The organism is Chitinophaga deserti, from assembly GCF_003149455.1.
Taxonomy (GTDB): Bacteria; Bacteroidota; Bacteroidia; order Chitinophagales; family Chitinophagaceae; genus Chitinophaga; species Chitinophaga deserti.
Window position 1 is genome coordinate 47,369 of sequence record NZ_QFFK01000005.1, and the last position, 18,160, is coordinate 65,528.

At 50.3% G+C, this 18,160-nt stretch carries 19 protein-coding genes; 13 read left to right on the forward strand and 6 right to left on the reverse strand.

Annotated elements, in window-relative coordinates:
* Nucleotides 1-266: 266 nt before the first annotated feature.
* The 4 genes from DEV76_RS12440 to DEV76_RS12455 are packed head-to-tail and all read right to left on the reverse strand — an operon-like array spanning nt 267 to nt 5,761.
* The gene (locus DEV76_RS12440) at nt 267-3,584 is read right to left on the reverse strand and encodes a collagen-like protein (protein WP_157962865.1); all 3,318 of its coding nucleotides are present in this window, start codon (nt 3,582-3,584) and stop codon (nt 267-269) included.
* Between the two features lie 5 nt (nt 3,585-3,589).
* Nucleotides 3,590-4,042: a hypothetical protein gene (locus DEV76_RS12445; protein ID WP_109698249.1), complete on the reverse strand. Its 453-nt coding sequence runs from the start codon at nt 4,040-4,042 to the stop codon at nt 3,590-3,592.
* 38 nt (nt 4,043-4,080) lie between these two features.
* Nucleotides 4,081-5,238, reverse strand: coding sequence for a type IX secretion system outer membrane channel protein PorV (porV, locus tag DEV76_RS12450; protein ID WP_109698250.1), 1,158 nt, complete (start codon nt 5,236-5,238; stop codon nt 4,081-4,083).
* 16 nt (nt 5,239-5,254) lie between these two features.
* Nucleotides 5,255-5,761, reverse strand: a complete 507-nt coding sequence (locus DEV76_RS12455; protein WP_109698251.1) for a T9SS type A sorting domain-containing protein — start codon at nt 5,759-5,761, stop codon at nt 5,255-5,257.
* Between the two features lie 415 nt (nt 5,762-6,176).
* On the opposite strand from DEV76_RS12455, the gene fusA reads away from it, so the two are divergent.
* Nucleotides 6,177-8,321: an elongation factor G gene (gene fusA, locus DEV76_RS12460; protein ID WP_109698252.1), complete on the forward strand. Its 2,145-nt coding sequence runs from the start codon at nt 6,177-6,179 to the stop codon at nt 8,319-8,321.
* Between the two features lie 831 nt (nt 8,322-9,152).
* Nucleotides 9,153-9,743: a hypothetical protein gene (locus DEV76_RS12470; RefSeq protein ID WP_109698254.1), complete on the forward strand. Its 591-nt coding sequence runs from the start codon at nt 9,153-9,155 to the stop codon at nt 9,741-9,743.
* On the opposite strand, the gene DEV76_RS12475 is transcribed toward DEV76_RS12470, so the two are convergent.
* Nucleotides 9,744-10,856, reverse strand: coding sequence for a PQQ-dependent sugar dehydrogenase (locus tag DEV76_RS12475; RefSeq protein WP_109698255.1), 1,113 nt, complete (start codon nt 10,854-10,856; stop codon nt 9,744-9,746).
* Nucleotides 10,857-11,049: 193 nt separating this feature from the next.
* On the opposite strand from DEV76_RS12475, the gene DEV76_RS12480 reads away from it, so the two are divergent.
* Entirely contained in the window at nt 11,050-11,652 is a 603-nt protein-coding gene (locus DEV76_RS12480) for an outer membrane beta-barrel protein (RefSeq protein WP_109698256.1), read from the forward strand.
* Between the two features lie 94 nt (nt 11,653-11,746).
* On the opposite strand, the gene DEV76_RS12485 is transcribed toward DEV76_RS12480, so the two are convergent.
* Nucleotides 11,747-12,493 (reverse strand): energy transducer TonB, encoded by a 747-nt coding sequence (locus DEV76_RS12485; protein WP_109698257.1) that lies wholly within the window; start codon nt 12,491-12,493, stop codon nt 11,747-11,749.
* Between the two features lie 221 nt (nt 12,494-12,714).
* Here DEV76_RS12485 and rpsJ point away from each other — a divergent pair, with 221 nt between their 5' ends.
* From rpsJ to rpmC, 10 genes are all read left to right on the forward strand, one after another.
* Nucleotides 12,715-13,020 (forward strand): 30S ribosomal protein S10, encoded by a 306-nt coding sequence (rpsJ, locus tag DEV76_RS12490; RefSeq protein ID WP_012789286.1) that lies wholly within the window; start codon nt 12,715-12,717, stop codon nt 13,018-13,020.
* Between the two features lie 170 nt (nt 13,021-13,190).
* On the forward strand, nt 13,191-13,814 hold the full coding sequence (gene rplC / locus DEV76_RS12495) for a 50S ribosomal protein L3 (protein ID WP_109698258.1): 624 nt from the start codon (nt 13,191-13,193) through the stop codon (nt 13,812-13,814).
* Between the two features lies 1 nt (nt 13,815).
* A complete protein-coding gene (rplD, locus tag DEV76_RS12500) occupies nt 13,816-14,460 on the forward strand; it encodes a 50S ribosomal protein L4 (RefSeq protein ID WP_109698259.1) in 645 nt (214 codons plus the stop codon).
* A 55-nt stretch (nt 14,461-14,515) separates the two neighbouring features.
* Complete coding sequence (gene rplW / locus DEV76_RS12505) at nt 14,516-14,815, forward strand: 50S ribosomal protein L23 (protein WP_109698260.1); 300 nt, start codon at nt 14,516-14,518, stop codon at nt 14,813-14,815.
* 94 nt (nt 14,816-14,909) lie between these two features.
* Nucleotides 14,910-15,743, forward strand: a complete 834-nt coding sequence (rplB, locus tag DEV76_RS12510; protein ID WP_109698261.1) for a 50S ribosomal protein L2 — start codon at nt 14,910-14,912, stop codon at nt 15,741-15,743.
* A gap of 63 nt (nt 15,744-15,806) precedes the next feature.
* Nucleotides 15,807-16,073 carry a 30S ribosomal protein S19 gene (rpsS, locus tag DEV76_RS12515; protein WP_109698262.1) on the forward strand — a complete coding sequence of 89 codons (267 nt, stop codon included), beginning with the start codon at nt 15,807-15,809 and terminating at the stop codon, nt 16,071-16,073.
* Nucleotides 16,074-16,195: 122 nt separating this feature from the next.
* On the forward strand, nt 16,196-16,552 hold the full coding sequence (gene rplV / locus DEV76_RS12520; RefSeq protein ID WP_109698263.1) for a 50S ribosomal protein L22: 357 nt from the start codon (nt 16,196-16,198) through the stop codon (nt 16,550-16,552).
* Nucleotides 16,553-16,603: 51 nt separating this feature from the next.
* Nucleotides 16,604-17,398, forward strand: coding sequence for a 30S ribosomal protein S3 (gene rpsC / locus DEV76_RS12525; protein WP_109698264.1), 795 nt, complete (start codon nt 16,604-16,606; stop codon nt 17,396-17,398).
* 50 nt (nt 17,399-17,448) lie between these two features.
* Nucleotides 17,449-17,868, forward strand: a complete 420-nt coding sequence (rplP, locus tag DEV76_RS12530) for a 50S ribosomal protein L16 (RefSeq protein ID WP_109698265.1) — start codon at nt 17,449-17,451, stop codon at nt 17,866-17,868.
* Between the two features lie 61 nt (nt 17,869-17,929).
* On the forward strand, nt 17,930-18,130 hold the full coding sequence (gene rpmC / locus DEV76_RS12535; protein WP_109698266.1) for a 50S ribosomal protein L29: 201 nt from the start codon (nt 17,930-17,932) through the stop codon (nt 18,128-18,130).
* Nucleotides 18,131-18,160 lie beyond the last annotated feature (30 nt).

An 18,160-nucleotide genomic window follows, 5' to 3' on the forward strand; every position in this document is an offset into this window, starting at 1 on the left:
TTTGCGCGTCTTTCAGTACGATGGTTAAACTGGGAAATAGATCTTGGGGTAGGGCTTCACGTTAGAGTGAAAGCACTAATTGTATTGCAAGATATAAAAATGTAAACAAATAACAATAGGTGACTTTTTTCATCTGCCTGAGAGCCAGTGGAAAGAGAAGAAAAGGCTGCCCCTGAAGAGGCAGCCATACACAAAAACCATACATATACCCTTGCTCTCGTCAAAAATGTATGTTAGTACGGTTATATCAGTTAAGTTGAAAGCAATTATTTAACGTTTACAAGTACCTTGATTTTACCGGTACCGGAAGGCTGTTCCTGCAAGGCTTTCCCGAGGATCTGGCCATGTTGTACCTTTTTCATATCTGCTTTCATGGCGTAGCCTGGCTTGCTGGCGGTTACGAGAATATCGCCGCGTTTGATTGGGCCGCCTTCATCGCAAACTTTAGTGGGGATTACGCCGACTACCCCCATTGGGATCTGGTCGGTAATGTCTTCCACACCTTCCGTTTCTGTTAGCAGTACACCGGGTTTGGTGGCATATACACCAGCAACGAGTGAAGAATATGCTTCGGAGGATTTCTCCATTTTACGATCGCTGGTAGTAGAGATCACCATTACATCTCCCGGCTCATAATTACTCATGGCGCCCTCCACGTCAAATGCCTCTGCAAGGTCGGCACCGCTATTCTGGGTACCACCGTTGAAGAACCCACGGCCGGCGGAGTTGATCCGCGCTACATTCACGGTACCAGGGTTGCCGGATTTAAAGAGTGCGATAGAACCATTACTGTGTTGCTCAACTGTGAGTACGGGATTAGTATTACCTGTGTTGAAATTCACAAATCTGGAAGCACGCCCGTTACCGAAGTTAGGTATCCAGCCAAAGATTGCACTGCCCGTACCGTCTGCGGTGGCTTCCACTCCGTCGCCGCCATTGGAGGCATTGGCCGTAATACCATTGCCGTTACCATCTGCGATGGCAATCAGCGCAGGACCATTACCGGCAGGGTTACTGGCATGGAATAAACCTGCAAAACCACCGGTACCGGAAGAAATACCATAAATACCTGCTGTTCCAAAGTTGGCGAACTGGGAATTTACTTCACCCCTTACGGCAGGAGATGTACCTGTCACTCTATCTACCATGAAATTACCTGCGATACCATTACCTACAGTTTTGGCAGTAACTACATCGCTGGTATTGTTTTCATTATAATGTTGGAACCTTGCCGCACGGCCGGTAGCAAAGGTGGGTACCCATGCATAGATTGCATTGCCTGCACCATCTATATTGGTTTCCACACCATTTCCGTCCTTACTTGCATTTGCTGTGATCGCATTACCATTACCATCAGTGATCGCAACTAATGAAGCACCATTGCCAGCAGGATTCGAAGCATGGAACAGGCCTGCGAAACCACCCGTTCCGGATGAAATGCCAAAGATGCCAGCAGCACCGAAGTTGCCGAAAATTGTTTTTACTTCCGCTCTAACGGCTGCGGCCACACTGTTGGTATTATCAACAAGGAAAGATGATGCGTTACCCTGTGTGTTGTCAGGGATATTACCGTTACCATTGGTTTCCACTTCCAGCGCGTTGCCTGTGGTATTGGTCTGGTTGAAGTTTTCAAATCTGCCTGCACGGCCGGTACTATTATTCAGACCTATCTGCCCGAGTACACCTATCGCATTACCTGAGTTATTGGTAGCTACGAATCCGCGCACACCATAACCACCGCCATCATTACGGCCTACAACTGCACCGGCTATATCACTTGTGGTGCGGCCTACTACTGCTTCGCCCGCGCCATTGTTGTCACCGATAACACCCGCGCTTGTTTGGGCACTGGTAATGCCATGAATGGCAAACCCTGCACCGGTAGAGGAAAATACACCCGCACCGTTACCTGTAGTCGTTACGTTAACTACTGTTCCGTTACCCACAGAATTGGCAACGATCACATTGTTATTGTTCGCATTGTTGAAGATGCTGAAAGATGCAGGTATACCGTTGTTGCTGGTAGCCTGCAGGCCAGTGCCTGTATTACTGTTAGCATATACGCCAAATCCATTAGCGGAAGAGTTACCGTATACACCCAATCCATTCGGTGTTACACCGTACACGCCCCAGCCGGATCCTGCCTGTGATCCCCAAACGCCAACACCCAATCCGCCTGTACCGCTATTAATACCGCGAACTCCGGAAGAGAAACCTCCCGGGCTGGCACTTGATACAATACCGCGCACCGCTGCAATGCTGCTGGTGGCGGTGTTATTAACACCTTCCAGTGATGTGCCGTCGCCATTGTTAGTGATGGAAAATAACGTGGCAGGATTGTTCTCTACAGCTGCATAGGGGAGTGTAAGCCCTCCGCCCCCGGCATTATCCGCAGCGGGTGACCATTCAGTTCCTGAAAATTTCAATACCTGACCTGCTACCGGAGCAGTAATGGCTACCGGAATTGTTTGAATACGGGCAACCGAAGGGTTAGGGTAATTACCACTGAGGTCTCCTCCGGCAGGGCCGTTAGGAGGGAGCGTAGTGGGGATTACTCCGGGTGCTATTTTGGCCAGCGTTACAACGCCATTGGCAATTAATGGATTGGGGTAGGTTCCGGAGAGATCGCCACCCGCTGCAACACCATTGATGTCGCCCGCAGGTCCCGCTGGTCCTACAGGACCGGCAGGCCCGATGGGTCCAATAGGTCCGGCTGGGCCCATAGCTCCCACTGCACCAGCAGGTCCAACAGGTCCGGCTGGCCCAACAGGTCCTACAGCACCGTTAGCACCGGCAGGCCCAACAGGACCGATAGGTCCTATGGGTCCGGCTGCTCCAACAGGTCCGGCAGGGCCAACGGGGCCTACAGCGCCATTCGCGCCGGCAGGACCAACGGGTCCTATGGGGCCGGCTGCTCCAACGGGGCCTGCAGGGCCAACGGGGCCTACAGCGCCGGCAGGACCAACGGGTCCTATGGGTCCGGCTGCTCCTACGGGTCCGGCAGGGCCAACAGGTCCTGTTGCACCATCAGCACCGGCAGGTCCAACCGGTCCGATGGGACCTGCTGCTCCTACGGGGCCGGCGGGACCAATAGGTCCAACAGCACCGGCAGGTCCTACAGGTCCAACGGGACCGGCAGCTCCAACAGGTCCGGCAGGACCAGCGGGGCCTTGCGGGCCGGGAGTGCCATTAGCAGAGAATTGTGCGAAAGGCACACTCATCAGCTGGCTGGTACCGAGGTTAACGAATCCGCCACCGGTGTTCACTTCCACCTGGAGGAACTGATTGGCGTTACCCCAGGGTACTGCAGCGAAGCTTCCGGTTACCGGAGTGCCACGCCCCAGCTGGAGGGTGAAGAGACCGATATTGTTAGTAGCGGTGTTATGTGTTTCCTGATATTCTACAGCGCCGTTTGGCCCGCCGCCACGAATGGAGAAGCGGACGCTCACTGCCTGATTGGCCAGTACTGTTCCATTGCTGTTACGCGCCACCGCCTGGTAATTGATACCGGAAAGCCCGCTTTGCGCAAAGCTTCCAAGGGCGGCCGTCAGGAAAAAGAAGAGGAGGTATAGTATTTTTTTCATGGTGCTCAGTTTTTAGGAGTTGGGGCCTTGGCTTTATTTTCAGTAGGTTCAGTTCCCTGCGCATTGATATCGAAGGGTTTGGCTGCAGCTTTTCGTGCATCTGCATCTTTGTTTTTCTGTGCGGCATCCGCAGCAGATACGGTGGATGGGAGCTGGTTACCCTGCGCAGCCGAAGTATTTGCCTTGCGTGCGCCGGAGGTAGCGGCCTTGGTCGTAATGCCATTGCTTCCGGGGAAAATATGCTGTTTCACCGCCTGAGGGGAAGCCAGTGTGGCTTCTTTAGCCTTAGGTGCTGCTGCCTGCTGTGCCCTGATTTTCGCGATAGCCTGGTCGTAATCACTGAACATACGGTGACGGATGCTCTGACCTTCGCTGGCCTTCCTGTCTGCCTGCTGCGCCCGCACTTGTGTAAATGCAGCCGTTAACAGGAGGATCAATGTTATAATTGTTTTGTTCATGACGAGTGCTTTATCTGTAATAAGGAAAGGTTACGTTATTATTTATCTCTGAAGGGCGTGTACATGAGCGTAAAGTTCAGGCTCTTCCTTTGGCGTAAGCTTCCGCCGGTGGGGAGGAGGTAAGCAAAGTCGAGCTGGAACCCCTGTACCCTTACACCGAAGCCAGCCGAGAACTGCTGACGGTTCCCCTTTGCAGGGTCTTCATAGAAGTATCCGGTACGCACGAAGAAGTTGTTCTGGTAGGAATATTCTATTCCCGCCGCGAGGGAAAACTCGCTGAACTCTTCGCGGAAGCCATCCGGCGCATCGGTGAAGGAAGTGAAGATGGATTCCACCACACTCCTGTCAGGGTCTTTGCCGCGGTCAATCTCGCTGGTGGGGTTACCATCGGGGTCGAGTTTGTAGACCGGTGGTGTTGGCACCAGTAGTTTGTTGACATCTGCAGCGAGGGTGAACTTGTGATCTTCTGTACGCACAAACGTGTATCCGCCACCGATACGGAGGTTCATGGGGAGGAACGTTTTCTTATTACTGTCGTCGGTATAAGACAGTTTGGTACCGATGTTGGTGAAGCTGATGCCCCAGGCGTAGCGGTTATTCCCTTCGATGTGATTGGCATACCCTTGTGAGTAGAGGCTGATATCGCCTGCCACAGCGGAGGCAGGCTTCTGCAGCTGTCCGTTGTAGGTGCCGTTGCCCAGTTCACTTCTGATGTACCTGGCGGTAACAGCAAGGGCGAATGCAGACCCCAGCTTTCTGGCGTATGCGAGATCTACGGCATATTCCCTGGGCCTGTACTGCTGAAGTACCATGCCATTATCATCGCGGAAAGTGACATCACCATAATTGAAATATTTGACGGCAACGCCAATGCTTTGCTGTTCGCCCCAGGTTTTAAAGCCTGAGATGTAAGCCATATGTGTTTTTTTATCGAGCAGGTCCCACATCCAGGGGGAGTATGAAACGCTGGCGCCCCAATCTCCGGCGAAGGGAAGTTTGGCAGCGTTGGCGAACATGGCATTGGCGTCCGGCTCGAGTCCTGTAACGGCTCCACCGGTAGCGCTGCTTCTGGCATCAGGGTTGATGAGCAGGAATGAGCCGCCGATATTATGGGGCTGACGAGCGCTTTTCTGGGCCATCAACGGACGTACCGCCAGCAGTCCCGTAAGCACGAGGATCCATTTGAGTTGCTTCATGGTAGACCAGTTTAGGCTATTGAACAATAAGTTTTTCAGTGAACACGAACGCGTTAACCTTCAGGATGACGGTATAGATGCCAGCAGCGAGTTTATCTACAGAGGTTGGGATGACGACTTTGCCTGGGGCATAGTTGCGAACATCCTGGTAAATGACCTGTCCTGCGGTGTTCATCAGCAGGAAGGTGACGGTGGCGTTAGTCAGGAGACTGAACTGGATCTTGAAGGTTGTGAGCGCCGGGTTTGGAAAAAGGGAGAAGTCCAGAATGGGGTTACCTCCCGGAGCAAGTGGGGGGAGGATCTCCGGTTGCTGGAATCCCTGGGTGAGGAGGATAGGCCCTGCGGAAAGGGGCGAGATGGCGGCTTCCCCGATGGTATAATCGAAGTGGATGCCACCGATGATGCCTGAGCCTCCGGAGGATGCGGTTACCTGCCTGACCAGCACGAGCTGGGAGCGGGCAGGCATCCATGAGATGGCCAGGAACATGGCCAGTAACAGGTGCTTAGTAGAAAAATGCTTCATAAAACAATGGTTATGTGATGGTTTTGAATAAACTGGGTAATGGCTGCAGGAAATACCGGTAACGAAGCAAATAGCGATCTGGTTGACGGGGTCTCTTCAGTTTGCTGCCTATTGATGCCATGCTGCTATTATCCGGAGCGGCTTGGCGCCCGGGCAATGGTTACTGTATAAACGGTTCATTTTTAATGGAAACGGGGTCACTTCAGCTTTCGACGATGTAAAACTAGCCAAAAAACCATGGGGGGGAACGGGAAGCGGAATCCATTTCATTTCTGGCGGTTTTAGGCGGATAAGCGGCAGAATCGGGAAAGGAGAACGTTTTTAACAATTTGGCAAAACAGGACTACTTTATTTATTGATAGAAATTGATTACCTTTGCCCCCCAAATTGCATTACTTATAGTCATTTTACTTTTATGGCAGACTTAAGATTTCAAAGAAACTTTGGTATTGCGGCGCACATCGATGCCGGTAAGACCACTACCACTGAGCGTATCCTGTATTACACAGGCAAGACTCACAAAATCGGAGAGGTTCACGAAGGAGCCGCTACCATGGACTGGATGGCTCAGGAGCAGGAGAGAGGTATTACCATCACATCTGCTGCTACTACCTGTTTCTGGAACTTCCCTACCAACCAGGGTGAGAGTTTGCCGGATACCAAACAGTTTAAATTTAACATCATCGATACCCCGGGCCACGTGGACTTCACCGTGGAAGTAGAGCGCTCACTGCGCGTACTCGACGGTCTGGTTGCCCTGTTCTGCGCCGTATCCGGTGTTGAGCCCCAATCTGAAACAGTTTGGCGTCAGGCGAACAAGTACCGTGTTCCCCGTATCGGTTTCGTTAATAAAATGGACCGTTCCGGTGCTGACTTCCTCAACGTGGTTAAACAGGTAAAGGAAATGCTGGGTGCAAACCCCGTTCCCCTGACCTTGCCCATCGGCGCTGAAGATCACTTCAAAGGCGTAGTGGACCTGATCACTATGAAAGGTATCATCTGGGACGAAGCTGGTAAAGGTGCAACCTACCAGGAAATCGAAATCCCCGCTGATATGAAGGAAGAAGCGGAAGAGTGGAGAGCTAAACTCGTAGAAGCAGTTGCTGAATACGACGATACCCTCATGGAGAAATTCTTCGAAGATCCCAATTCCATCTCTGAAACTGAAATCCATGAAGCAATCCGCAAAGCCACTATCGACATGGCTATCATCCCGATGATGTGCGGTTCTTCTTTCAAAAACAAAGGCGTTCAGAAAATGCTGGACGGCGTTTGCCGCTACCTGCCTTCTCCGATGGATGTTGAATCCGTAACTGGTACCAACCCCGACACCGGTGAAGAAATCACACGCGCTCCTTCAGCTAAAGAACCTTTTGCTGCTCTCGCGTTCAAGATCGCTACCGATCCGTTCGTAGGCCGCCTCGCATTCTTCCGGGTTTATTCCGGCCGTCTGGACGGTGGTTCTTACGTACTGAACACCCGTACCGGCAAAAACGAGCGTATCAGCCGTATCATGCAGATGCACGCCAACAAGCAGAACCCTATCGATTTCATCGAAGCCGGTGATATCGGAGCTGCTGTAGGTTTTAAGGATATCAAAACTGGAGACACCCTGTGCGCGGAAAACAGCCCGATCGTACTGGAATCCATGTCCTTCCCTGAACCCGTTATCCACATCGCTATCGAGCCTAAAACTCAGGTAGATGTTGATAAAATGGGTATGGCTATCGCCAAGCTGGTAGAAGAAGATCCTACCCTCAAAGCGAAAACCGATGAAGAAACCGGCCAAACCGTATTGAGCGGTATGGGTGAGCTTCACCTCGAGATCATCGTTGACCGTATGCGCCGCGAATTTAAAGTGGAAGTTAACCAGGGCGCTCCCCAGGTTGCTTACAAAGAAGCATTCACCCAGAAAGTTGAACACCGCGAAGTGTTCAAGAAACAAACCGGTGGCCGTGGTAAATTCGCAGACATCCAGATCGAGATCGGACCTGCTGATGCAGAATGGCTGAAAGAAAACGAAGGCAAATCCTTCCAGTTCGTGAATGACATCTTCGGTGGTTCTATCCCCAAAGAGTTCATCCCCGCAATTCAGAAAGGTTTCGAGCAATCCATGAACAATGGTGTTCTCGCAAACTTCCCCCTGACTTCCCTGAAGGTTCGCCTGTTCGACGGTTCGTTCCACCAGGTAGACTCCGACGCAATGTCCTTCGAGCTTTGCGCCAAATCGGCCTTCCGTGAAGCTGGCCGTAAAGCGAAACCAGTTCTGCTCGAGCCTATCATGAAAGTGGAAGTTACCACACCCGACCAGTACATGGGCGACGTGACCGGTGACCTTAACCGCCGCCGTGGTATGCTGGAAGGTATGGAATCCCGCAATGGTGCACAGGTAATCAAGGCTAAAGTGCCCCTGAGCGAAATGTTCGGTTATGTAACCCAACTCCGCTCCCTGTCTTCCGGCCGCGCAACTTCCATCATGGAGTTCTCTCACTATAACCCAGCTCCTAACAACGTTGCCGAAGAGGTAGTTGCTAAGATCAAGGGTAAAGTGAATGCCTAATCAGCCACAAGTTGATAGATAGAAATAAGAAAAAGGGCCCCGGCGTAAGCCGGGGCTTTTTTCATACCCCCGATCCTGTCCAATTGGAAGGTTTCACTTTCATATTCACAGATAATCTGCTGGTAAATCCCGCTTTTTCTGAATTCTGCTGCTGGCGCAACCCTCAATCTTTCTGGAGGTAGCCTCCGGCCTTTGGCATTTATCGGCCCTGAGGACCTGAAAGTGACATGGACACGTGCTAATCGCGCTGTAATCGCGCTGTAATCGCGCTGTAATCGCGCTGCAATCGCGTTGTAATCGCGCTGCAATCGCGCTGCAATCGCGCTGTAATAGTACTGCAATAGCGCTGCAATTACGCTGTAATCGTACTCTAATAGCGCTGTAATCTTACTCTAATCGCACTGTAATCTTACTCTAATCGCACTGTAATCATACTGTAACCATACGCTAATCGGCCAGTCATTGCACTGGGTCTAACTTGCAATAAGTTTATACTCATTGTTGGAAATCCTGGTAGAAGTGGACAGTATTCCAATACTTTCCCGTTCAGGTTTACAGGGATAGATTCAATTGGTTGGGGCTTTATCGAATTGAAAATACTTTAGAGTGTAGGTGAAATAAATGACAGGGTTAAATTAATCTGTTGATTTTTAATATGGTAAGTGCAGCAGGTTTTGTGTTTTTACAGGAATGAAACTAAGCTAAACTACTTAATCCGGCAGTTTGGCCAACAGCCCACATTGTAACATCAGTACCCTGATCTCCGTCTTATCTCCAGACAGCTGTTCGCTCTATGCTGTATTTGTTGTAATCACCTCAAACCATCGCTTTATGCGCCACATCCCCATGCTGGCCGCCTTCGTTGCGGCCATGACCCTCTTTTATGCCTGTAAAAAACGGAATACAGGCGATCCTGTTCCCAAAAGCACACTGACCTATCGCAGTCTTGCCGACGTTCAGGTGAAAAACCTCCAATCCTTCCATCTTGACCTTGACCTGGACGGCACCCACAACGTTTACCTCGCGCTGGCCGTTACCGGAGGAGCCGAAGGCATGCGTGGCAAGTTCTTTGCTGCCGGTATCAACAGTACTAAGGTGTTGGTGAAAAAGGATACCACTATTTGCCTGCAGCAAAATGAAGTCATGAAAGGTGTTGCACCCCACCCGCGCGACTGGAAAGGCATGGAATCTTACCTCGTGGAAGCCTTCATCCCCGCCGCCACGCCTAATGACACAGTTTGGACGGGCGACTGGCTGGGCGTTAACCGCAAATACATTGGTGTGCAGTTTATGAAGGATGAAACCCCTTACCTCGGCTGGATCTGTGTGTCAATGGATCGTACCAACCTGGCGCTGATCCTGCATGGATGCGCCTGGCGTAAGCTGAATGAGGGCGAATTGCCCGCTGGTAAGATGCCCTGATTAATTCGGGTCGCTGATCTCAATGATGCGTCCCGGGTTGGCGTCTGTACAGATATAAACCCTGCCGTAGGGCGACACGCACAGGTCGCGCAGGCGGCCATAACGGTTGGCGAACCAATTCGCCGTTGAAGCAACGCTTTGCCCGTTGGACGAAAGTTTCAGCTGGTGAAGCGTTGCGTTTTTAAGGCTTAGGACGAGGAGGGAGTTCTTCCAGCCGGGAATACGGTCGTGGTTGTAGTAATCCAGGCCGCACAAGGCGAAAGTGCTGCCTCCGGTAGACCAGATGGGCGGTTTGACGTTGTTGGCATTGCAGAAGGTTATTTCCCCGCCATTGCAGGGCCCCTGTACATTGGGCCAGCCAAAGTTCCTGTTTTTCTCAATGATGTTCACTTCGTCTTCCGTATTGGCGCCATGTTCGGAAGCGTATAAGGTATTACCGATGAAAACCAATCCCTGTGGGTTTCGGTGCCCCAGGCTCCAGAGATGGCTCCCGGCAACGGGGTTGTCTGCCGGGATGGAGCCGTCTGCCCGGAGCCGCAGTACTTTACCGGACAGGGATGCAGGGTCCTGCGCAGCATCAGCATTGGAGGCGTCGCCGGTGGTGATGTAGAGCATACCATCAGGTCCAAACAGCAGCCGGGAGCCATTGTGGATTCCGGAAGCGGGGATATTGTCCAGCAGTATTTGAGGGCTGGAAAGCGTGTTGTTCCGGTATTCGTAGCGGACAACCTTTTCGCGGTATGGCGATCCGTAATTGTAGACGATGTACACAAACGGAGATGTGTTAAAGGATGGGTGGAGTGCCATGCCGAGGAGGCCGCCTTCGCCGTTGGGTACGATATCGGGTAACGTTAGTAGGGGAGAGATTGCTCCGGTTTTAGGGTTGACACGGCTGATACGGCCGTTGCGCTCCGTCATCCAGATGAAATTGTCGGGGCCCCATAGGATTTCCCAGGGGTTTGAAATGCCGGAAGCTACCACGGTCCGGATCTTATCAGTAGGCCAGTCAGGATCTTCGGGTGCGGGGTTGGGGTTAGGATTAGGGTTGCTTTTTTTGCCACATCCTATGGAAATGGCAAGGAGCAGCAGGAGGGCTGAAAGGACTGTTTTCATAGACCTGATTTTTTATAAGACCGGTTAAGAGGCTGCAAATTGCCTGCCAGTCAAAAAAAATCATCACACATTTCAACCTTTTCACAATCGGGATGTTAAGTTTATGTTTATTGTATTCATAATCAAGCATATCCTATCTATCCCCACCTGGAAATTTTAAGGCAAGCAAGCAATTTCATCAAAACCTCATATTATGAAGAAAATCGGTTACCTGGCCCTTTTCCTGGCGGGCATATTGTGCACGTCCCAAGCCCAAGCGCAGACCCAGAAAGGAAACATACTGGTGGGAGCGAACCTGGCCAACATCGGCGGCACTTTCCAGGATGGTGGCAGTACATTCAGCCTGAATCTTACACCCAAAGCGGGATGGTTTATCAGAGACGATATTGCGATTGGTCCGGAGGTGAACCTCGGCCTGCTAACAGGCAATGGTTCCACCCGTTTCAACTACGGTATTGGTGCATTTGGCCGTTATTACATCAAAGACAAGCGGATTGAGCTCCTGAACAAAACCCGGTGGTTCCTGGAAGCAAATGCCGGATTCAATGGTATTAATACCAAAGCCGGGGATCAGGAAAGCACCAATACCAACGGTCTTGGTTTGGGCTTCGGGCCTGGTCTGGCTTATTTCATAACGCCGAATATCGCACTGGAGGCATTGCTGAAATATAACCTTACAGTAGGTTTCGGCAGTTCAGTAACGGCGCATAATGTGGGACTGAACCTGGGATTCCAGATCTATCTCCCCAGCGCCAAAGCGCGTCAGACCATCAAGGAAACGAAGATGGCCCGTTAACGGCATACACTAAAACAGAAATAATTCAACCCCATCGCGAGGGGCCGGCAATGGTGAAAGCTATTGCGGGCCCTTTTTGCTTTGTGGGTAAGGGTTATTTAGGCAGGTCGAACCGTATAAGGAGTTTGTGTTTAGCTGTAACAGGTTTACCATCGAGGTAAGCGGGTTTCCATCTGGGCATTTTTTCCACTATGCGGATGGCTTCTTCCTCGAGTCCATATCCGATAGCGTCACCGGAAGTATAAGCGTGGGCTACAAAGCCGTTGGAAAGTACGGTGAATTCGACGGTTACAGTACCTGAAATGCCGGCGTTGCGGGCTTCTTTGGGATATTTCAGGTTTTTACGGATGAAATAGGCGAGGGCTTTGCCGCCCCCGTTGAACTGAGGCATATTTACTTCAGGGGTAGGTACATCGTATGGTTTGCAGAGGGTGTTGCCGAGGTGGAGGTTGATGGGGAGGGAGAAGCGGATATTAACCGGGCGTTCGTTGAGGTAGCCCGGGCGCCAGTTGGGCATGGTAACGAACATGTCGATAACAGCTTTGTCCAGATTCCTGAAACCGGGCTCCATGATGGTGATATCGGTGAGTTTACCGGTAGTCTGGACGGTGAAATGGACGTTTACAACTACGGAGGTGTCGTTGCGGAGGGAGATGAAAGGAATTTTGAGGTTGGTGTTGATCCATTGGCTTAACTTTGCGGGGCCTCCGGGGAATTGTGGCAGTTCATCGGCCTGGAGGGCATTGAGTTCATCTTCGCGTGTGGGAGCGGGAATTGTGTCTGATTGGGCGAAAATTATGGATGGGAGGAAAAGAAAAAAGAGGAGCAGGCGGAGATGCATGGTAAAGTGGAATTAAGCGTTATAATGGCCTGGGTATAAGATGGTTAAATTGGTGTTGAAGTGCTCTGGGAATAAGAGGGCGGCCATTAAAACTATGGAAAGGTGGTGAAAAAGTCAATAATGTGGGGAAAATATCCTCAAAATTTATTTGTGGGGATAAAAAACTTACTTACCTTTGCCCTCCCAAATTGAGGGGTAATAATAGAAGAAGTTCATTGCATATGTCTCAGAGAATTAGAATCAAGCTGAAGTCCTACGATCACAACCTGGTAGACAAATCTGCCGAGAAGATCGTTAAAACCGTGCGAAACACGGGCGCCGTGGTAACAGGTCCTATTCCTTTACCTACAGAGAAGAAAATCTTTACGGTGCTGCGTTCTCCGCACGTGAACAAGAAAGCGCGTGAGCAATTCCAACTGTGCACCCACAAGCGCCTGTTGGATATTTACACATCTTCTTCCAGAACTGTAGATGCGCTGAGCAAGCTGGATCTGCCTTCTGGTGTTGAAGTGGAAATCAAAGCGTAAGAGAAGAGGGACCTCAGCAAGGGTGGGCAAGTATGCCCGCCTGAGGTATTTTATGACGACATCATTAAATACAGGCTACGCCTTCCGGGTAGCCGCCCAATAGCATTTAAACCGCTCATCCTGAGGATAGCTAGAGATCCCTCAGGCGCTGGGCTAAATTATATAACAAAATGAAAGGTATTATTGGTAAAAAGATTGGCATGACCAGCATCTTCGAGGCCAACGGCAAACAAACCGCCGTTACCATCATCGAAGCTGGCCCCTGCGTGGTTACCCAGGTGAAATCCCAAGACACAGACGGGTACGACGCTGTTCAGGTTGCATTTGGCGAAAAGAAAGCCAAAAACACTCCTAAAGCTGAACAAAATCACTTCGCGAAAGCACAAACTTCCCCTAAACGTTACGTTACTGAGTTCCGTAATCCGGACACTGCCGTGGCTAAAGCCCTCGGAGAAACGCTCACCTGCGAGATATTCGCTGAAGGTGAGAAAATTGACGTTGTAGGTACTTCCAAAGGTAAAGGTTTCCAGGGCGTTGTAAGACGTCATGGTTTCTCCGGTGTGGGTGAAAAGACCCACGGCCAGCACGACCGTCAGCGCGCTCCGGGTTCCGTAGGCGGTTCTTCTTATCCTTCCCGCGTATTCAAAGGTATGCGCATGGCAGGCCAGATGGGTGCTGAACGCGTGAAAGTGAAAGGCCTGAAAATCGTTAAGATTTTCCCTGAGAAGAATTATATCCTGGTAAGTGGTTCCGTTCCCGGCCACATTGGTTCAATCGTTTTAATCCAGAAGTAACATGCAGATCGATATTTTAAATATAGAAGGTAAGAAAACCGGTCGTACCATCGAGCTTCCTGAGGAGATCTTTGGTGTAGAACCGAACAATCACGTGATCTACCTGGCTGTTAAGCAGTACCTCGCCGCTCAGCGTCAGGGTACCCACAAGGTAAAGACCCGTGCTGAAGTGAAAGGTGCTTCCCGCAAGCTGCACAAGCAAAAAGGAACCGGCGGTTCCCGTAAAGGTAACATCCGTAACCCGCTGTATAAAGGTGGTGGTACCATCTTCGGACCCAAGCCCCACACTTATGACATCAAGCTAAACCGTAAGGTGAAGGATCTGGCGAAAATCTCCGCCCTGTCTTCCAAAGCCAAGGAAAACGCGATCATTATCGTGGAAGACCTGAAGCTGGACGCTCCTAAAACCAAACAGTTCAAGAGCATCCTCGCCAACCTGAACATCAATGTTGAAGGCAAGAAAACCCTGGTGGTTCTGCCTGAGTACAATGACAACGTATACCTGTCACTGCGCAACATGCCTACTGTGGATTCCACTGTACTGAGCGACGTGAACACTTACGAAATCATGAACTCCAACTTCCTGGTGTTGACGGAGAGCGCAGCCAAAATCTTCAGCGAAGACGAGACTGTGGTAGAAGCTTAATCAATTCAATCAACAAGGCCGGTTTCAGCCCGGCGAACTATAAAAAATAAAACAGATGAAACTGTCTGATGTTTTAATTAAACCGGTGATCACTGAGAAGGTGAATAAGGCGACTGAAAAGTTCAACCGTTTCTACTTCATTGTTGACAAGAAAGCCAACAAACTGGAGATCAAGAAAGCTGTTCAGGACTTTTACGGAGTGACTGTAGCAGAAGTGAACACCATGGTAATGCCCGGGAAGAACAAGACCCGTTTTACCAAAGCCGGTTTTATCTCCGGCCGTAAGCCTTCTTACAAGAAAGCAGTGATTACACTGGCTGAAGGAGAATCCATCGATCTGTATGCTAACATATAATATACCAGTGCCGTTAGCGGTGTAAGCCGTTAACCTGGATGTATATACAGATCAATTAAACAATAGTCTATTAAATCTTAGAATTAAGTAGAAAATGGCACTGAAAAAATACAAACCGATTACAGCCGGTACCCGTTGGAAGATCGGGAATGCTTTCGCAGAACTGACCTCCGACACGCCTGAAAAGAGCCTTCTGGCTCCGGCAAACAGAACCGGCGGTAGAAACGCACAAGGCCGCAGATCCATGCGTTATATCGGCGGCGGGCACAAGAAACAATACCGTATCGTTGACTTCAAGCGCGACAAGACCGGTATTCCCGCAACTGTAAAAACCATTGAGTACGATCCAAACCGTACCGCGTTTATCGCACTGCTCAACTATGTTGATGGTGAGAAACGTTACATCATTGCTCCCCAGGGCCTGCAGGTGGGTGCTACCGTAGTAAGCGGTGCAGCAGCTGCACCTGAAGTGGGTAATGCATTACCGCTGAAAAACATGCCGCTGGGTACTGTAGTTCACAACATTGAACTGCAGCCGGGTAAAGGTGGTGCGATTGCACGTTCCGCCGGTGCCTACGCACAGCTGAGCAACAAGGAAGAGAAATACGCGGTGTTGAAAATGCCCTCCGGTGAACTGCGCAAGGTACTGAACACCTGCATGGCAACCGTAGGTACCGTTTCTAACTCCGACCACGCCCTGCAGTCCATCGGTAAAGCCGGTGCGAACCGTTGGAGAGGTATCAAGCCCCGCAACCGTGGTGTAGCGATGAACCCTGTGGATCACCCGATGGGTGGTGGTGAAGGTAAGTCCTCCGGTGGTCACCCCCGTTCCAGAACCGGCAAATATGCTAAGGGTCTGAAAACGAGGAAGTCTCACAAGAGCTCTGACAAGCTGATCATCAGCCGCAAAAACGGTAAAAAACTTTAATAACGTCTAACGCGTTCCCGTTCCGGGTAAAACCGGGACGGGGATGGTAAATAAACTAACAACATGGGTCGTTCCATTAAAAAAGGTCCTTACGTAGACATTAAATTAGAAAAGAAGGTTTTCAAGCAGAACGAAGGCACGAAGCGCGCGGTTATCAAAACCTGGAGCCGCCGTTCTACTATTACGCCTGACTTCGTGGGTCACACTTTTGCTGTTCACAACGGTAATAAGTTCATCCCTGTTTACGTAACTGAGTTCATGGTAGGTCACAAACTGGGCGAATTCGCTCCTACCCGTAACTTCAAAGGGCACGCAAACAAGAAAATGTAGTCACCGGTTTTGAGGTTTCCCGTTTTCGGTTCCGGTTAAAGGATAACAACGAAAGGACGAAGGAAACAGAGAGTACCGGACGCTGAAACAAGAAACTTAATATCACTCAGAAACAAATAACAATGGAAGCAGTAGCTAAGCTGAACAATAATCCTACCTCCACCCGCAAAATGCGTTTGCTTGCAGACCTGATCCGCGGCCTGGATGTAGAGAAAGCTTTGAATATTTTGAAATTCCATCCCAAACACCCTAGCACTCCGCTGGAGAAACTGTTGCTCTCCGCAGTAGCTAACTGGAAAGTGAAGAATGAAGGGGCGAGGGTAGAAGATGCTAACCTGTACGTTAAAACGATCTTCGTTGACGGCGGCCGTATGCTGAAAAGAATGCGTCCTGCTCCCCAGGGAAGAGGGTACCGTATCCGCAAACGCAGCAACCACGTAACGCTTGCTGTAGATGGCCGTCCGGTTCAACAAGGTTAAGCAAACTGTAGGAAAAATATATTTAAACTCATAGACAAATAAAACCAGAACATGGGTCAGAAAACAAATCCTATTGGTAACAGGTTAGGTATCATCAGAGGATGGGACTCTAATTGGTATGGCAGCAAAAAAGACTATGCTGCTAAACTGATCGAAGATAACAAGATCAGAACTTACCTCAACGCGCGTATCAACAAGGGTGGTATCTCCCGTGTAGTGATCGAGCGTACCCTGGGTAAGCTTATCATTACCATTCATACCTCCAAACCTGGTATCATCATAGGTAAAGGCGGTAACGAGGTGGATCGTATCAAGGAAGAGCTGAAAAAGCTTACCGGTAAAGAAGACGTACAGATCAACATTCTGGAGATCCGTCGTCCTGAAATCGACGCCACTATCGTAGCTGAAACTATCGCTAAACAGATCGAAAGCCGTATCAACTATAAACGCGCTATTAAAATGGCGATTGCTACCGCACTGCGCATGGGTGCAGAAGGTATCAAGGTGAAAGTAGGCGGCCGCCTCGGTGGTGCTGAAATTGCCCGTTCCGAAGAAATGAAGCAAGGTCGTGTTCCCCTGCACACATACCGCATGGACATTGATTATGCATCTCTCTTTGCACTGACCGTTTACGGTAAGATCGGTATTAAAGTATGGATTTGTAAAGGTGAAGTGCTGGGTAAGCGTGATTTGAATCCTAACGCAGTCTCCGATAAGGCAGAAGGCGGACGTCCGGGCGGCGAACACCGTGGTGGTGATCGTGGTGGCCGTGGCGGCGACAGAAGGGATAATCGTGGCGGCGGCGGCGAGAGAAGAGGCGGTGGAGACCGTGGCCCGCGCAAATAACCTGAGCTGATCGATATTTCATTAACAACAACTTTTTAACAACATAAACGATGTTACAGCCCAAGAGAACGAAACACAGGAAGATGCAAAAAGGCCGCATCAAAGGGAATGCGAAACGCGGTGCGCTGCTTTCTTTCGGTTCATTCGGCCTTAAAGCATTGGAACCTAAGTGGATCACTGACCGTCAGATTGAAGCTGCACGTGTGGCGCTGACCAGGCACATGAAACGTGAAGGTAACGTGTGGATCCGTATTTTCCCCGACAAGCCGATTACGGCAAAACCGCTGGAAGTGAGGATGGGTAAAGGTAAAGGTGCTCCCGACCATTGGGCGGCAGTAGTGAAGCCCGGTCGTATCCTGTTCGAAGCAGACGGCGTGCCTTTACAGGTAGCCAAAGAAGCGATGGAACTGGCCGCACAGAAGCTTCCGATCAAAGTTAAGTTCGTAGTTCGCCGCGACTTTGTTGCATAACCGGACGCTGAATTTAGCCGAGCTTAAACAAACCTGATAACCAGAAACAAAATAATAAACGATGCCAAAAGCAAAACTGGATCTTAAAAGCCTGAGCGATCAGGATCTGAAAGACAAACTGTCTGAAGAAGCCCTGCGCATGAAAAAGATCACGTTCAGCCACGCGGTAACGCCGATCGAAAATCCCATGCAGATCCGCTTCATGAGAAGAGAGATCGCCCGCATCCAGACTGAACTGCGCAGAAGAGAACAGGGATTCTAAACTATTAGCATTCACCATTTCCGCCAGAAG

What these genes read in the sequence shown, in the direction of transcription:
- DEV76_RS12440 (WP_157962865.1), bottom strand. Translation starts at nt 3,584, where the DNA reads ATGAAAAAAATACTATACCTCCTCTTCTTTTTCCTGACGGCCGCCCTT.
- DEV76_RS12445 (WP_109698249.1), bottom strand. Translation starts at nt 4,042, where the DNA reads ATGAACAAAACAATTATAACATTGATCCTCCTGTTAACGGCTGCATTT.
- porV (WP_109698250.1), bottom strand. Translation starts at nt 5,238, where the DNA reads ATGAAGCAACTCAAATGGATCCTCGTGCTTACGGGACTGCTGGCGGTA.
- DEV76_RS12455 (WP_109698251.1), bottom strand. Translation starts at nt 5,761, where the DNA reads ATGAAGCATTTTTCTACTAAGCACCTGTTACTGGCCATGTTCCTGGCC.
- fusA (WP_109698252.1), top strand. Translation starts at nt 6,177, where the DNA reads ATGGCAGACTTAAGATTTCAAAGAAACTTTGGTATTGCGGCGCACATC.
- DEV76_RS12470 (WP_109698254.1), top strand. Translation starts at nt 9,153, where the DNA reads ATGCGCCACATCCCCATGCTGGCCGCCTTCGTTGCGGCCATGACCCTC.
- DEV76_RS12475 (WP_109698255.1), bottom strand. Translation starts at nt 10,856, where the DNA reads ATGAAAACAGTCCTTTCAGCCCTCCTGCTGCTCCTTGCCATTTCCATA.
- DEV76_RS12480 (WP_109698256.1), top strand. Translation starts at nt 11,050, where the DNA reads ATGAAGAAAATCGGTTACCTGGCCCTTTTCCTGGCGGGCATATTGTGC.
- DEV76_RS12485 (WP_109698257.1), bottom strand. Translation starts at nt 12,493, where the DNA reads ATGCATCTCCGCCTGCTCCTCTTTTTTCTTTTCCTCCCATCCATAATT.
- rpsJ (WP_012789286.1), top strand. Translation starts at nt 12,715, where the DNA reads ATGTCTCAGAGAATTAGAATCAAGCTGAAGTCCTACGATCACAACCTG.
- rplC (WP_109698258.1), top strand. Translation starts at nt 13,191, where the DNA reads ATGAAAGGTATTATTGGTAAAAAGATTGGCATGACCAGCATCTTCGAG.
- rplD (WP_109698259.1), top strand. Translation starts at nt 13,816, where the DNA reads ATGCAGATCGATATTTTAAATATAGAAGGTAAGAAAACCGGTCGTACC.
- rplW (WP_109698260.1), top strand. Translation starts at nt 14,516, where the DNA reads ATGAAACTGTCTGATGTTTTAATTAAACCGGTGATCACTGAGAAGGTG.
- rplB (WP_109698261.1), top strand. Translation starts at nt 14,910, where the DNA reads ATGGCACTGAAAAAATACAAACCGATTACAGCCGGTACCCGTTGGAAG.
- rpsS (WP_109698262.1), top strand. Translation starts at nt 15,807, where the DNA reads ATGGGTCGTTCCATTAAAAAAGGTCCTTACGTAGACATTAAATTAGAA.
- rplV (WP_109698263.1), top strand. Translation starts at nt 16,196, where the DNA reads ATGGAAGCAGTAGCTAAGCTGAACAATAATCCTACCTCCACCCGCAAA.
- rpsC (WP_109698264.1), top strand. Translation starts at nt 16,604, where the DNA reads ATGGGTCAGAAAACAAATCCTATTGGTAACAGGTTAGGTATCATCAGA.
- rplP (WP_109698265.1), top strand. Translation starts at nt 17,449, where the DNA reads ATGTTACAGCCCAAGAGAACGAAACACAGGAAGATGCAAAAAGGCCGC.
- rpmC (WP_109698266.1), top strand. Translation starts at nt 17,930, where the DNA reads ATGCCAAAAGCAAAACTGGATCTTAAAAGCCTGAGCGATCAGGATCTG.